The 14,545-nt window shown below is 27.9% G+C and carries 12 protein-coding genes; 11 read left to right on the forward strand and 1 reads right to left on the reverse strand.

The features are described from left to right. The first annotated feature begins 80 nt into the window (after positions 1-80). Entirely contained in the window at positions 81-632 is a 552-nt protein-coding gene (locus tag Q0V15_RS07930) for a hypothetical protein (RefSeq protein ID WP_297437737.1), read from the forward strand. Positions 633-677: 45 nt separating this feature from the next. Here the strand turns inward: Q0V15_RS07930 and Q0V15_RS07935 are convergent, their stop codons facing one another. Beyond that, positions 678-1,703 (reverse strand): branched-chain amino acid aminotransferase, encoded by a 1,026-nt coding sequence (locus tag Q0V15_RS07935; protein ID WP_297437739.1) that lies wholly within the window; start codon positions 1,701-1,703, stop codon positions 678-680. 177 nt (positions 1,704-1,880) lie between these two features. Here Q0V15_RS07935 and Q0V15_RS07940 point away from each other — a divergent pair, with 177 nt between their 5' ends. From Q0V15_RS07940 to Q0V15_RS07985, 10 genes are all read left to right on the forward strand, one after another. Continuing rightward, on the forward strand, positions 1,881-3,518 hold the full coding sequence (locus Q0V15_RS07940; protein ID WP_297437741.1) for a SulP family inorganic anion transporter: 1,638 nt from the start codon (positions 1,881-1,883) through the stop codon (positions 3,516-3,518). Between the two features lie 200 nt (positions 3,519-3,718). Then, a complete protein-coding gene (gene gdhA, locus Q0V15_RS07945) occupies positions 3,719-5,065 on the forward strand; it encodes an NADP-specific glutamate dehydrogenase (protein ID WP_297437743.1) in 1,347 nt (448 codons plus the stop codon). Positions 5,066-5,197: 132 nt separating this feature from the next. Further along, complete coding sequence (locus Q0V15_RS07950; RefSeq protein ID WP_297437745.1) at positions 5,198-5,512, forward strand: hypothetical protein; 315 nt, start codon at positions 5,198-5,200, stop codon at positions 5,510-5,512. 65 nt (positions 5,513-5,577) lie between these two features. Then, on the forward strand, positions 5,578-6,789 hold the full coding sequence (locus Q0V15_RS07955; RefSeq protein ID WP_297437747.1) for an FMN-dependent NADH-azoreductase: 1,212 nt from the start codon (positions 5,578-5,580) through the stop codon (positions 6,787-6,789). 126 nt (positions 6,790-6,915) lie between these two features. Then, the gene (locus tag Q0V15_RS07960; protein ID WP_297437749.1) at positions 6,916-8,178 is read left to right on the forward strand and encodes a DEAD/DEAH box helicase; all 1,263 of its coding nucleotides are present in this window, start codon (positions 6,916-6,918) and stop codon (positions 8,176-8,178) included. Positions 8,179-8,427: 249 nt separating this feature from the next. Then, a complete protein-coding gene (locus Q0V15_RS07965; protein ID WP_297437751.1) occupies positions 8,428-8,931 on the forward strand; it encodes a DUF4358 domain-containing protein in 504 nt (167 codons plus the stop codon). Between the two features lie 125 nt (positions 8,932-9,056). After that, a complete protein-coding gene (locus Q0V15_RS07970) occupies positions 9,057-10,436 on the forward strand; it encodes an MBOAT family protein (RefSeq protein WP_297437753.1) in 1,380 nt (459 codons plus the stop codon). 8 nt (positions 10,437-10,444) lie between these two features. Next, positions 10,445-11,548 carry a DHHW family protein gene (locus Q0V15_RS07975; protein ID WP_297437755.1) on the forward strand — a complete coding sequence of 368 codons (1,104 nt, stop codon included), beginning with the start codon at positions 10,445-10,447 and terminating at the stop codon, positions 11,546-11,548. Positions 11,549-11,696: 148 nt separating this feature from the next. Continuing rightward, complete coding sequence (locus Q0V15_RS07980; protein WP_297437757.1) at positions 11,697-13,637, forward strand: LTA synthase family protein; 1,941 nt, start codon at positions 11,697-11,699, stop codon at positions 13,635-13,637. Positions 13,638-13,707: 70 nt separating this feature from the next. Next, positions 13,708-14,545 (forward strand): hypothetical protein (locus Q0V15_RS07985; RefSeq protein WP_297437759.1); only part of this gene is annotated, 838 nt, incomplete at its 3' end.

Raw genomic sequence — 14,545 nt, forward strand, 5'->3', positions numbered from 1 at the left:
TAGCTACAAAAATTTGTGGCTATTTTTTATGCTTGATGTTATTTTAAATATATATTTAACATAGGAGAAGAGGGATTAAAATGATAGAAAGAGTTAGTGATATAGATTTTATACTAGATGTAAGAGTTAAAATAAATAATGTAGAAGAGGCGTTCACAAAATATAAAAGTAAAGTGTTAAGAGTTTTTGATGTAGATGTAAATATAGAAAATGAAAAAGTTTTTCTTGATAATAGAGGAATATATGAAGATAGCTTTATAAGTTTTATGAAGAGATGTTATAGATTAAATAAAGATAGAGGAATGATCTTTGATTTTTATACAAATAGATTAGATGGAGAAGTTTTAGAAAAAATAAAAAAAGAACTTACTGATACAGAAGTAATATTATTTAATGAATTAGTTGAAATGACAGAACTTCGTGGTAAGTATTTTAAAGTTTTAAATATAGATATACTAGAAATCCTAGTTAAGCTATGCATCAGAGAATTATTTTTTATAACTTTTTATCTGTTAGATGATAATATCACTATATGGGGGAATTATAATATGAAGTTTCCAATATTTTATAACAATGATACTGATATTCAAGAGTATGTTAATGTAGCAAGAGATAATAAATTGTTTTTATAGAATAGAAAAAGACTGAAAATGCAAAGGCTTTTTCAGTCTTTAAAATTAAATTACTTTGAAAATCCAACCATCAGGTGGAGTCAAGTCTCCAAATTGAATTCCATGAAGAAGATCATAAAGTTTAATTGTTATAGGTCCAACAAGTGACTCGCTAAAGAATATATGCATATCATTATTATATTCAATTCCTCCAATAGGAGTTATTACGGCAGCTGTTCCACAAGCACCGGTCTCACTAAATTCAGAAAGATTATTTACAAAAACATCTCTTTCATATACAGGGAGTTTTAAAAAGTTTTCAGCTAAATACATAAGAGATTTTTTTGTTATACTAGGAAGAATTGATGGTGATTTTGGTGTTATAAATTCACCTTTTTTTGAAATACCAAAAAAATTAGCAGCACCAACTTCTTCTATTTTAGTATGAGTTGCAGGGTCAAGGTAAATACAGTCTGCAAAACCACGCTTTGTAGCAATAAGGTGAGGAGTAAGACTTGCGGCATAATTCCCACCAACTTTATCACCACCAGTTCCAAGAGGTGCAGCTCTATCATAATCAGCTATCATAAAGTTTGCAGGTGATAAACCTTCCTTGAAATATGCACCAACAGGTGTACAAAACACACAAAATATATATTCATTAGCAGGATGAACACCAATGTTATCACCTACACCAATTAAGAATGGTCGAAGATACAAAGTTGCATCTGTTCCATAAGGTGGTACAAAGTTTTGGTTAGCTTTAACAACTTGTTTGCAAGCATCTATAAATTTTTCAACTGGAATTTCAGGCATAAGCAATTTTTTTGCGCTTTTATTTAATCTTTTAGCATTTTCATCAGGTCTAAAAAGTTGTATAGAATTATCTTTAGTTCTATAAGCTTTAAGTCCTTCAAAACATTGTTGTCCATAATGAAGACAAGGTGAACCTTCACTCATTTGAAGTGTATTATCTGTACTTAAAACTCCATTATCCCAAATACCATCTTTCCAAATAGATTTATATCTAAAATCCATTTTTTTATAATTAAAACCAATATTCCCCCAATCAAGATTTTCGGTAGTATTCATAAATATAGCCCCCTTAAATAAATTAATTAATTAAAATTATAACATATGAAAATATAAATTTCCAATTATTTACCATATAGTGAAATGGCTATTAAAAGTTGTTTTTCATCATAAAAAGAGTATAATTAATAAGGATTTACAATTAACTAAAGAAAAAATTTAAGGAGAAGTTACATAATGAGAAAACCAGAGTTTTTTTCTGTTTTTGAAAAAAATAAACTTACTAAAAAACAATTTTTAAATGATTTTAAAGCAGGTATGGGAGTTGCAATAATTTCATTACCACTTTCAATAGCACTTGGTATTTCTTCAGGTGTTACACCACAGCAAGGATTAATTACAGCAGTTGTAGCAGGACTTATTACAGCACTACTTGGAGGAAGTCCTGTTCAAATAGGTGGACCAACAGGAGCTTTTGTTGTTGTTGTATTTGGGATAGTTCAAAAATATGGAATAGAAGGTCTTATACTATCTACCTTCATGGGCGGAATTATTCTTATAGTACTTGGAGTTTTAAGGTTAGGGTCATTAATTAAATTTATACCTTATCCAATTACAGTTGGATTTACAGCTGGAGTTGCAGCAATTCTTGCTACTTCAGAAATTAAAAGTTTTTTTGGACTTCAATTGGACAAGGTGCCAGCTGGATTTATAGATAAGTGGATAGCTTACATAACTAATATTAATACAACTCACATAACAACATTTATAATTGGGGTTATATCAATATTAATTATAATTTATTGGCCAAAGATTAATAAGAGTATACCAGGGCCTCTTGTAGCACTTATTTTTATGACGGTAGTTGTAAAAGTATTTGGATTACATGTTGATACAATAGAATCAGCATTTGGAAATATTCCATCAACTATACCAATGCCAAGAATACCTACATTTAATTTAGCTATGATAAAAGAACTGATAGGACCAGCAATAACGATTGCATTTCTGTCAGCCATATCATCACTTTTATCAGCTGTTGTTTCAGATGAAACTTTAGGTCAAAAACATAATTCAAATACAGAACTTATAGCACAAGGATTTGCTAATATTGGGTCAGCCTTATTTGGTGGAATCCCATCAGCAGGTGTTGTAGCAAGAACTACTGCTAATATAAGAGCTGGAGGAAGAACTCCTATTGCTGGGATATTTAATGCACTTATATTACTTGTAATAATGCTTGTTCTTATGCCACTTGCAAAGTTTATACCATTAACAACTCTTGGAGCTATACTTTTAGTTGTAGCTTATAAAATGACAAAGTGGAAAGTTATATTTGCTATATCAAGAGGCCCAAAGAGTGACTTATTATTATTAGTTTTAACTTTTGGATTAACAGTAGTTTTCAATGTAGTTGTTGCAGTAGAAGTTGGAATGGCACTAGCAGCTCTTACATTTATGATGAAAATGTCTAAATCTTTAGAGGTTGAAAATCTTGAAAAAGACAATTTAGAGCTTGATAGAGAGATGGATGTTGAATCAGTTGGTGGGAAAATACTTATAAAAGAGTTAAAGGGAGCACTATTTTTTGGAACAGCCTCTGTTTTTAGAGATTCAATGAGGGATATAGAATACTCAGGTGCAGATATTCTTATATTTAGAATGCGAAATATAAATGAGTTAGATGTAACAGCAGTAAATATGCTTAATAGTATAGTAACTGCATGTGAATTATATAAAGTGAAATTCTTTATGACTGGTTTAGATGAGCAAAATATAAAAATAGTATCTAAATTAAAAAGTGGAAAAATATCAATGTTTGAAACATTAGAAGCAGGTATTGATGAAGCAAATAGGATTTTAAAAGCTAAATAATAATAATAAAGAAAATACGCCTTTAGAAATAAGGGTTTATTTTTTTATGTGAATTTATTAAATTGAAATGTTTTCAAATAATAAAATGTGAAAATAGATTAGAAAAAACTAAAAATCTTTAATTTGGATAGCTGAAGTGGTATAATGAATGCATATTAATACAAGAAAAGAAGCTTGTATGCAAAAGGGGGATATTTCTAATGGATGCAAAACAGTATATAGAAAATTTAATTCTTGATTTGAAAAAAAATAACCCAGGTGAAGAAGAGTTTCATGCTGCGGCATATGAGGTTTTAATATCTTTGATACCTGTTATAGAAAAAAATCCAATTTATATGGAAGAGAGTATTTTAGAAAGACTTGTTGAACCAGAGAGAGTTATAATGTTTAGAGTTCCTTGGGTTGATGATAATGGTAAAGTTCAAGTTAATAGAGGGTATAGAGTTCAATTTAATAGTGCTATAGGGCCTTACAAGGGTGGTCTTAGACTTCATCCATCTGTAAACCTTAGTATAATTAAGTTCCTAGGATTTGAGCAAATATTTAAAAACTCACTTACTACACTTCCAATAGGTGGTGGAAAAGGTGGATCTAACTTTGATCCAAAAGGAAAATCAGATAGAGAAATTATGAAATTCTGTCAAAGTTTTATGACTGAACTTTGTAGACATATAGGACCAAATGTAGATATACCAGCTGGAGATATTGGTGTTGGTGGAAGAGAAATTGGTTATTTATATGGACAATATAAAAGAGTGAAAAATTCATTTGATAATGGAGTTTTAACTGGTAAAGGATTAACTTATGGTGGAAGTCTTGCTAGAAAAGAAGCTACAGGATATGGTCTTGTATATTTCATGAATGAAATGCTAAATGACAACGGAGTAAGTATGAGAGATAAAACTGTTATAATATCAGGTTCTGGAAATGTTGCTATATACGCAACAGAAAAAATAACAGAACTTGGGGCTAAGGTTGTAGCTTTATCAGATTCAGCAGGATATATATATGATGCTGATGGGATAGATTTAGATGTTATAAAAGACCTTAAAGAAGTAAAAAGAGTAAGAATTAAAGAATACGTAAACTATAGACCAAATGCAGTTTATACAGAAGGATGTAGAAATATATGGAGTGTTAAAGCTGATATAGCTCTTCCTTGTGCAACTCAAAATGAGATAAACGAAGATGAAGCTAAAATGCTTATAGCTAATGGTGTTATAGCAGTTGGTGAAGGTGCTAATATGCCATCTACACTTAATGCTCAAAAAGTATTTGTTGATAATAAAATATTCTTTGGACCAGCAAAAGCTGCAAATGCAGGTGGAGTTGCTACTTCAGCGCTTGAGATGAGTCAAAATAGTCTTAGAATGTCATGGACATTTGAAGAAGTTGATGAAAAGCTTAAAGGTATAATGAAGAGTATATATCATAATTCAAAGAATGCTGCTAGTGAATATGGCTGTGATGGAAATATCATAGTTGGGGCTAATATTGCAGGATTTATAAAAGTTGCAGATACAATGCTTGCAGAAGGTGTAATTTAATTAGTTTGAATTAACTAAGGAGTATAAAAGATATGATGATAGTTATCATACTTTTATACTTCTTATTTTTTATGCTATAATACTAACTGAAAATAAAATATTATTTAGATATAAAGAAAGAGGAATATAATTATGGCAAAAAGAACTAGTAGAAATGATGACTTTTTATTTTCTTGTAAAAATACAATAGCATCATCAAAATTATATAATTTCATAGCAGAACTTGTTAATGAAGATAAAGTAGAAGAGGCTAAAATAGTAGCTAGTACAGATTATTTATTAGATTATCTTGTAAGCGCAATCAAAGCTAGAGATAGATTTTCAACTATGGATACAAGTAAAAGAATAAAAGAAAAGCTTAAAGAGCTTGAAGATAAAAATATAAATGCTCCATTACTTAAAGAATCTTTTGATAAAATTATAAAAATGAATAAGTTGAAATTATAAACGAATAATTAAGCCTTCTTATGAAAACAATAGTAATATAAAGTTTTCAATAAGGAGGTTTTTTTATGAAAAAAATATTATATATTTCAGTTAATACAAAGGAAGAATGTGATTCTTCATCTAAAATAGTAGCAAGAAAACTAATTGATGAGGTTTTATGCCAATGTAGATATAAAGTACCAAAAAGTTGTAAAAGTACATATATCTATGATGAAGATAGTGGTAGTATAGGTGAAGCTAATAGTTATAAAAATGCTTATCATACTCATGATGATGAATTTTATGATGATATAAATAAAGCGTGCTGTGAAGATACAGGGCTTGAAAAAATTATATGTAATGATAAAGAAGAAAAAATAAAAGGAATTTGCATCGATGATGAATGTAAAAAGACTGATATAGAGTGCTCTGAAGAAAAATCTGATGAAACTATAACAAAAGAAAATACATGTTTTGATGAAAAGCATCATCATAAAGAAAATTGCTCTGATATACAGGAATCTAAACATGAGCATAACCATATCCATAAGGTTTGTGATGTGAAAAATGATGAGTGTTGTGATAGTGATATAGTTCATAAGCATGAATACTTAGATCAAGAGGGAAATACTCATGGTCATGTACACAGTCATGATGAATTTTGTTGTGAAGAAGGTGATGAACTTGAAAATATATATTGTGATTTAGAAGATGAGTGTTGTGATGAGGAATGGGATGATTGCAATGAGTTTATAGTTGAGGAGATTGATTTATATAAAGAATATATTCCACTTTTAACACATGAGTTTTATAGTTGTAGAAGTACAGTAGTTGATGGTCCAGGACCATGCTATGAAAGTTTGACACATGTTCAAAGAAAAGATTTAGATAGAATCAAAGCTTTAGCACAACAGTTTAAAGAAGCAGATATTTATATAATTGCTGCACCAATGTGGAATTTATCATTCCCAGCACCTCTTAAGCAATACTTAGATTGTGTTATATTAAATGGTATAACAGTTGAAATAAGTGAAACTAATGGCTGTAAGGGATTGTTAGATGATAAAATAAGAAAAATGGTTTTTGTTCAATCTAGCGGTGGTGAATTACCTATTTTACTTAAGTGTAAATTAGATCATAGTGGTGCATATCTAAAAGATATATCAAAATTCCTTGGAATTGCAAAATTTGAAGAACTTTTAGTTGATGGAACTGGTTACACAGCATGTGAAAAGCAATGTGCAATTGATGAGGCTACTAAAGATATTAAAGGAATAGCTAGATGTCTTATTAAATAATATGTAAATATGCATGTTATTATGGTACAATATAGTTTATATACAGAGCTTACTAAGGTTTCTTAGTAAGCTTTTTTAACTTAGCTTTAAAAATACATATAGTATTTTAGGATAAAGGAGATCGAAATGAAAGAATTTAAAGAATTGAACTTAAAAGAAGAAATAGTAAATGCCCTAGCAAAACAGGGATTAATAAAAATGACACCTATACAAGAAATGGCTATTCCTGTTGCTTTAGAGGGGAAAAATATAGTAGCACAATCAGAAACAGGAACTGGTAAAACACTTGCATATCTTTTACCTATATTAAATAATATAGACGTTAGTAAAAAAGAACTTCAAGCTGTTATATTAGCACCAACTCATGAACTTGTATCGCAAATCAATAGTGCAATAGATGATATAACTAAAGAACTTGAAGAAAAAATATCATCTATTATCATAGTTGGAAGTGGAAATATCAAAAGACAAATGGAAGCTTTAAAAAAGAAACCTCAAATTATTGTTGGTTCAAGTGGAAGAGTATTAGAGCTTATAAATAAGAAAAAAATATCACCTTATACAGTTAAAACTTTAGTAATGGATGAGGGAGATAAGCTTTTACATTATAAGAATATAGAAGAAGTAAATTCTATAAGAAAATCAATGATGAGAGATACTCAAAAATTACTATTCTCAGCTACATTAACAGATGAAACAATTACAGTTGTTGATAAAGTTATGGAAAATTATGAAGTTATAAAAGCTACAGAGGGAAATGAAGTTAATACTGATATAGACCACGGATATTTCTTTGTTCAATCAAGAGATAAGATTGATACATTAAGACGAGTTATACATGCGAGTAAAGCTGAACGTATTTTAGTATTTATAAACAGAAACTATGACTTAACAGTTACGTTAGAAAGACTTAGATACCATAAGATAAAAGTTGACTCTCTTCATGGTGAAAATAGTAAAGAGAGAAGACAAAGAGCTTTAGAAGATTTTAGAAAAGGTAAGATACAAGTTTTAATGGCTTCAGATGTTGCAGCTAGAGGACTTGATATAAAAGGTCTTACTCATATAATTAACCTTGATATACCAGAAGATCCTAAAAACTATCTTCATAGAGTTGGAAGAGTTGGAAGAGCTGGTACAACAGGAACTGCTTATTCAATTGTTGAAAAAAGTGAAGAAAGAGTTATCAAGAGATATGAGGAAGCTTTCGGAATTAAAATACCAGAGAGAGTTACTTATGAAGGTGATATAATGGATAAGGCAGAAAGAACTGAAAGAATGCCTAAAAGAGAAGAAAAAGTTGTTGATGAAAGAGTTAAAAGAGTTGTAAGTGCTACTTCTAAAAAGAAAAATAGTAGTGTAAGCAAAGCTTTATCAAGAAGAAGATAATTTAATTAAAAGGAAATCATATGATAATATGGTTTCTTTTTTTATAGAATTTTAGGAATATAAAAGTTGAAATTAATAGAGGCATGATATTTAACTAGAGATTAATTATTTAATGTAAGAGATTTTAAAGTTCTTATAGTTTATAGAATGTTAACTTGAGTGTAGTAATTAAAGTAATATATAATTTACTTAATAAATGACATTTAAATTTAAGGGAAAGAATAAGTTATACTATTAGGGGGATTTTTTATGAAAAAAATATTGATTTGTGTTTTAGCTGCTATGATGGTTGGTGGAACTTTTGTAGGGTGTGGTTCAGAGAGTAAAACAGATGCAGGACAAGAACAAGCAGTTGCCATAAATGTAAAAGATGAACTTGTGAAATTTGAAGCTGAATTTCCTATGAGAATGCCAGGTGATGTTACACAGGAAGAGTTAACGGATATATATGGAATTAGTATGGATAATATCGAAGAATTTGCATTAAGACATGGAATGATGACTCCGGGTATAGATGTTATGGGAATATTTAAGGCTAAAGAAGGAAAAGTAGATGCTTTAAAAACTGATTTAGAGAAAATTTTAGAAGTTAAAAGAGTTGCAGCTTATTTACCACCAGAAATGGAAGCTTTAGATAATGCTAAAATAGTTAGTAATGGAAATTATGTGGCTATATTCTTACTTCAAGGGATGGAAGAGGGAGATTTACCAGCAGAGAAAGCGGTAGAAACTTTTAATGGTCTTTTTGAGTAATATAGTTTAATAAATTTATAAGAAGCTGTATCAAGAAAAAATTATAACAAGTAATTTGTAGATTAATTTACTTATGAAAAGTTATAACTATTATTGATATAGCTTCTTTTTTTAGGGGTGAGAAGATGGTTTTTAGTAGTATACTTTTTATATTTAGATTTTTACCAGTAGCAATGCTTTTATATTATATAGTACCTTTTAAATATAAAAACTTTGTTATTTTGCTACTTAGTTTATTTTTCTACTCTTGGGGTGAACCTAAATATTTTGGAATTATGATTGCATCTATACTTGTAGATTACTTTGTTGGTAGAGGTATAGAGAAATATAAAGAAAAAATTAAATTAAAACAAATATTTCTTATGATTTCTATATGTTTTAATATTGGAATGTTAATATTCTTTAAGTATTCAGATTTTTTTATTGAAAATATAAATATGATATTTAAGTTAGATATTGGATTATTAAATCTTACATTACCACTTGGTATAAGCTTTTATACATTTCAAACTATGACGTATAGTATAGATGTTTATAGAGGGAAAGTTAAGGCAACGCAAAATATAGTGAATTTTGGTGCATATGTAGCATTATTCCCACAGCTTATAGCAGGACCTATTGTAAAATATACAGATGTTGCAAAAGATTTAGTTTTTAGGACTATAAACTTTGAGAAAATCTCAGCAGGTATAAGATTATTTATACTTGGACTTGCAAGAAAAGTTTTAATTGCTAATAATATAGGCTTTTTATGGAATGAAATACAAGGGCTTGATATATCAAGGCTTAATAGTGGTGTTGCTATACTTGGAGCAATTGCCTTTACAATACAAATATATTTTGATTTTAGTGGATATTCACTTATGGCTAGAGGACTTGGACTTATGCTAGGATTTGAGTTTCCAGAGAATTTTAATTATCCATTTGTAGCTAGAAGTGTATCAGAATTTTGGAGAAGGTGGCATATAACACTTGGAAATTTCTTTCGAGAATATATATATATTCCACTTGGCGGAAATAGAGTTTCTAAAAAAAGGTTTGTCTTAAATCTTTTAGTGGTATGGGCACTTACGGGTTTTTGGCATGGAGCTGAGTATAACTTTATATTATGGGGATTATATTTCTTTGTTTTAATAATAATAGAAAAATTCTTTATAGGTAAGTTTCTACAAAGAAATAAAATAATATCACACATATATTTATTATCTACAGTAATTTTAAGTTTTATTATTTTTGCATTACCGGATATGAATATACTTTGGGTATATTTATCTAAGTTGTTTTCATTTGAATTTGGGACATTAGAGTTATATTATTTAAGAAATTATTTCGTTGTGATATTAATAGCAGTAGCGTTTAGTATACCTTGTACGAAAAGGTTTTTTGAAAAATATATTATAAAAAATGAAATTATAGAAAATATTATTTTAATGGGATTATTCTTTATATCGGTTGCATACCTTGTAGATGCAAGTTATAATCCATTTTTATATTTTAGATTTTAGGAGGTATTATGAAAGGTAAATCTTTAGTTTATATTTTTTTTGGAGCCGTAGCTATTATATCAGTATTTGATGTAGTAAATACTGAAAAAGTTTTTTCAGATATAGAAAATAGATTTTTAAAAAAGAAACCAAGATTTAATACTGAAAATCTAGTTAGTGGGGATTATACAAAAGATTATGAAGAATATATAAATGATAATTTTATAGGTAGAGATAGTTTTATTAATTTAAAATCTATAAGTGAGAGTGTACTTTTAAAACTTGAAAATAATAATATTGTTTATGGTAAATATGGATATATGTTTGAAAAAAAACTTAGCTTAGATGAAGAGATTTTAAGTAATAATATAAAACAGATAGATTCTTTCATAAGTCAAAATGAAAATGCTAGTTTGATGATGGTTCCATATTCAGCAAGTGTTTATACAGATTATTATACTGGGATGCTTCAAATGGTTAATGAATATGAAACTATGGATGATATATCTAAATATGTAGGTAGCGATAGAGTTATTGATGTAGATAGCGTTTTAAGAGAAAATAAAAAGTTTGATAATATTTATTATAAAACAGATCATCATTGGACAACTAATGGTGCATATTTAGCTTATATAGAGTATTGTAAAAATAAAAATTTAGAGGCAATAGATATAAATAGTTTGAAAGAAAATAAAGTAGATGATTTTCTTGGAACATTTTACTCAAAGTCAAAACTTATAAATGCACAGGCTGATAATTTAATATATTATGATATGTCAAATCTTAGTATGAAGATTGATGGGAAGAATGAATATGAAAGTATTTATAAACTTGAAAATTTAGAAAAGCGAGATAAGTATTCGGTATTTTTAGATGGAAATCATTCAAAGGTTACTATTAAAAATGATAATCTTAAAAATGATAAAAAATTATTAGTTATAAAAGATTCATTTGCCAATTCAATGATACCTTTTTTAGCTAATAATTATGAAGAAGTAATAGTTTTAGATTTAAGGCATTTTAATTTTAAGATTAGTGAATTTCTAGATGAAAATAAGTTTGATGATATTTTAGTTTTATATAGCCTTGATAGTTTAAGTAAGGATAAAACTATTGCTAAGATAAAGTTTTAAATAAGTTAAAACAATGTTAATGGTATAAATTGTATTTAAATGGTAGAATCTTGTTATTCAATATGTATTGGATTACAAGATTTTGTTTTTTATAACAGGTTAGAATTACTTCAATGAAAGATTTGACTGTTGGAAGGATTAGGGGGATATGAATTTTTTTAGTATAGAAAATGAAAATAAAATAAGAAATAGAATAATATATTGGGCTGGATTATCATTTGTTTTAAATATATTAATAGAAATTATAGCACGAGATGATATTGGGAGTTTTGGGGAGTTTTTAGATGAAAGGTTTTCGTTATTATTTTTAAATTATGCAATTGTACTAGTTATAATGTTACCTATTATTATTTTTAGTAAAACAATAAGTGCTAGTATATTTTCGGGAAGTATACTGATTGTGTTAGCAATTGTCGGAAGGGTACTTAATGCTAAGAGAGGGGTTCCATTTACAGGAGCTGATATTTATTCTATAGAATATGGAATTGATATGGTAATGAAGTATTTTAGCAAACTCACTTTAATATTTGCTTGTGTATCAATAATTGGATTAATAGGGGCGTACATATATTTATGCTTTAAAGAAAAATCTAAAAAAGTTTTTAATATATGGATTAAAATTGCTATAAGTGCATTTGCTTGTTTATTTTTAGTTAGTGCATATGGTGAAAATAAGGATAGAATAAGTAATCAACTTTGGAATATAAACTATGCATATAAAAGAAATGGATATTTATTTTCATTTTTAGATTCATTTGCATCTTTGAAAATGAAAAAACCAGATGGATATAATAAAAAGTTTATAGAAGATGTAAGTATTGATACTAAAGTTTCTAGTCAGGTTAGTAAATCACCTGAGAATATAATTTTAATACAGCTTGAGTCATTTATAGACCCGAGTGAAATTGAAGGGATAGAACTTATAAAAGACCCAATACCATTTATATCATCTATAAAAGAGAAGAGTGTTGCTAGTGGGAAAATGGGAGTTCCAACATTTGGAGCTGGTACTGTTAGAACAGAATTTGAGATTTTAACAGGATATAATATAGATTTTCTTGGGACAGGGGAAGTTCCTAATAATAGTATTCTTAAAATGAAGCCTGTTGAAAGTCTTGGGCAAATTCTTAGAAGAGAAGATTACGAAGCTACAATGATTCATAACTATATAGGGAATTTTTATCATAGAGATATGGTTTATGCAAATTATGGGTTTGATAGATTTGTTTCTAAGGAGTATATGAGTCAGCTTAAATATAATGGCGGATATCCAGAGGATATATGGAATTTACCCATTATAGATAATCTTATACAAAAAGAAGGAAAACAATTTATATTCAATGTTGCAGTTGAAAGTCATGGACCATATAAACCAGTTGAAGGGCAAACAGAGTATATTAAGGGAGGTTCTTTAACTGATGAAGATAAAGCTGAATTTGATTATTTTCTAAATAGATTAAATAAAGTTGATTTATATGTATCAGAACTAGTAAAATATGTTGAAAGTTTAGATGAAGATACAATGATATTATTTTATAGTGATCATTTACCATCTATAAATGTATTTAATTCTAATATTTTAGTTGATGATAAGGAAAAATATACAACTGAATATTTTACTTATAGTAATTATGAAAGTAAAAAAGAAGAAAATGAGGACCTTGAATCATATGAAATATCAACAAAGCTTTTAGATATAGCAGGAATTAATTCTGGAATTATGCCAAATTTCCATAGAAGTTACAGTGCAAATGAGAATTATGAAAAAATATTTAAATCTGTTCAATATGATCAGCTTTATGGTGAGAATTATTTGGGTTCAGATTATGAAAGAACAGATATACAGTTAGGAGTTTCAGATATTAAACTCGATAAGGTAGAGAGTGTTGGAGATAAACTTATTGTAAAGGGTGAAAATTTTACAAGTTCAAGTAGACTTATTATAAATGATAAAGAGTATGAAATTAATTACAAAGATAAAAATGAATTTAGTGTCAATAGTGAAATTCTTGAAGGTGGAAAATATAAAGTTATACAAAAAGGGATGAATGGAAAAACACTTAGTTCAAGTAATGAGATATTAAAATAAAAAGACAGAAGATAAAGACAGCATTTGAAATATTTTAAATGCTGTCTTTTCTTTTTGGGAGGTGATTTAGGTGAAAAAAGTATTTTTTTGCTTATTAATGGTTGCAGGGATAGCATATAGTAGTTTTTATGAAGCACCAGCAAAAAGAATCAGTGTTAATTTAGGTGTATTAAAAGATTTTAATTATACGGAGAGAATTATTGATGGAAAGATTTATGAAATAAATGGAATTCAAAGAATTACAGATGATTATATCTATTTAGAAAATTATAAAAATGGCAAACAACTTAGAGTAGATAATTTAGGCGAATTTTCATTTAGTGAGAATCAAAGAGCAGAAGATATAAATAGAGGTTTTTATATTAAGAATAAAGATATATTAAAAAAAGGTGGGAGTGTAGAAGTTGTAAATATAAAATCTGATAATAGTGAGGAACTTGTAGGGACTATAAATCAAAAATATCTAGATATGTATATAAAAAACAAAGAAAGCGGATTAATATTAAGTGATATAAATGGTATTAAAGTAGAAGGTGAGAAGAGTTATATTGTAATCGAGTTTGATATTACAGATACTGATAGTCAAAAAAAATTCTATGTTTATGAAGGGTATAAATATATAAGCTATGTAATGGTAATAGATTTACAAACAAAGAAGATATATGATGAAGAATTTGAAATTAACGATAGAATTCTTTCAAACATAATTTACTATGATAAGTATAAGGATGGGTTATTTCAATTGGAAAATGGAAATATAGTTAATGAGTTAATTTTAAATGATGATAGTACGATAACTAAAAAACAAAAGGGAGTATTGAATAATAGAGAGCACCTTGTAATTACTAAAAATTCAAATGAGGAATTTGCAGTAGTAGATGAAGAATTTATTGCAGTGAAAAAAAGAA

This window comes from uncultured Clostridium sp., assembly GCF_947036855.1.
Taxonomy (GTDB): domain Bacteria; phylum Bacillota; class Clostridia; order Clostridiales; family Clostridiaceae; genus Sarcina.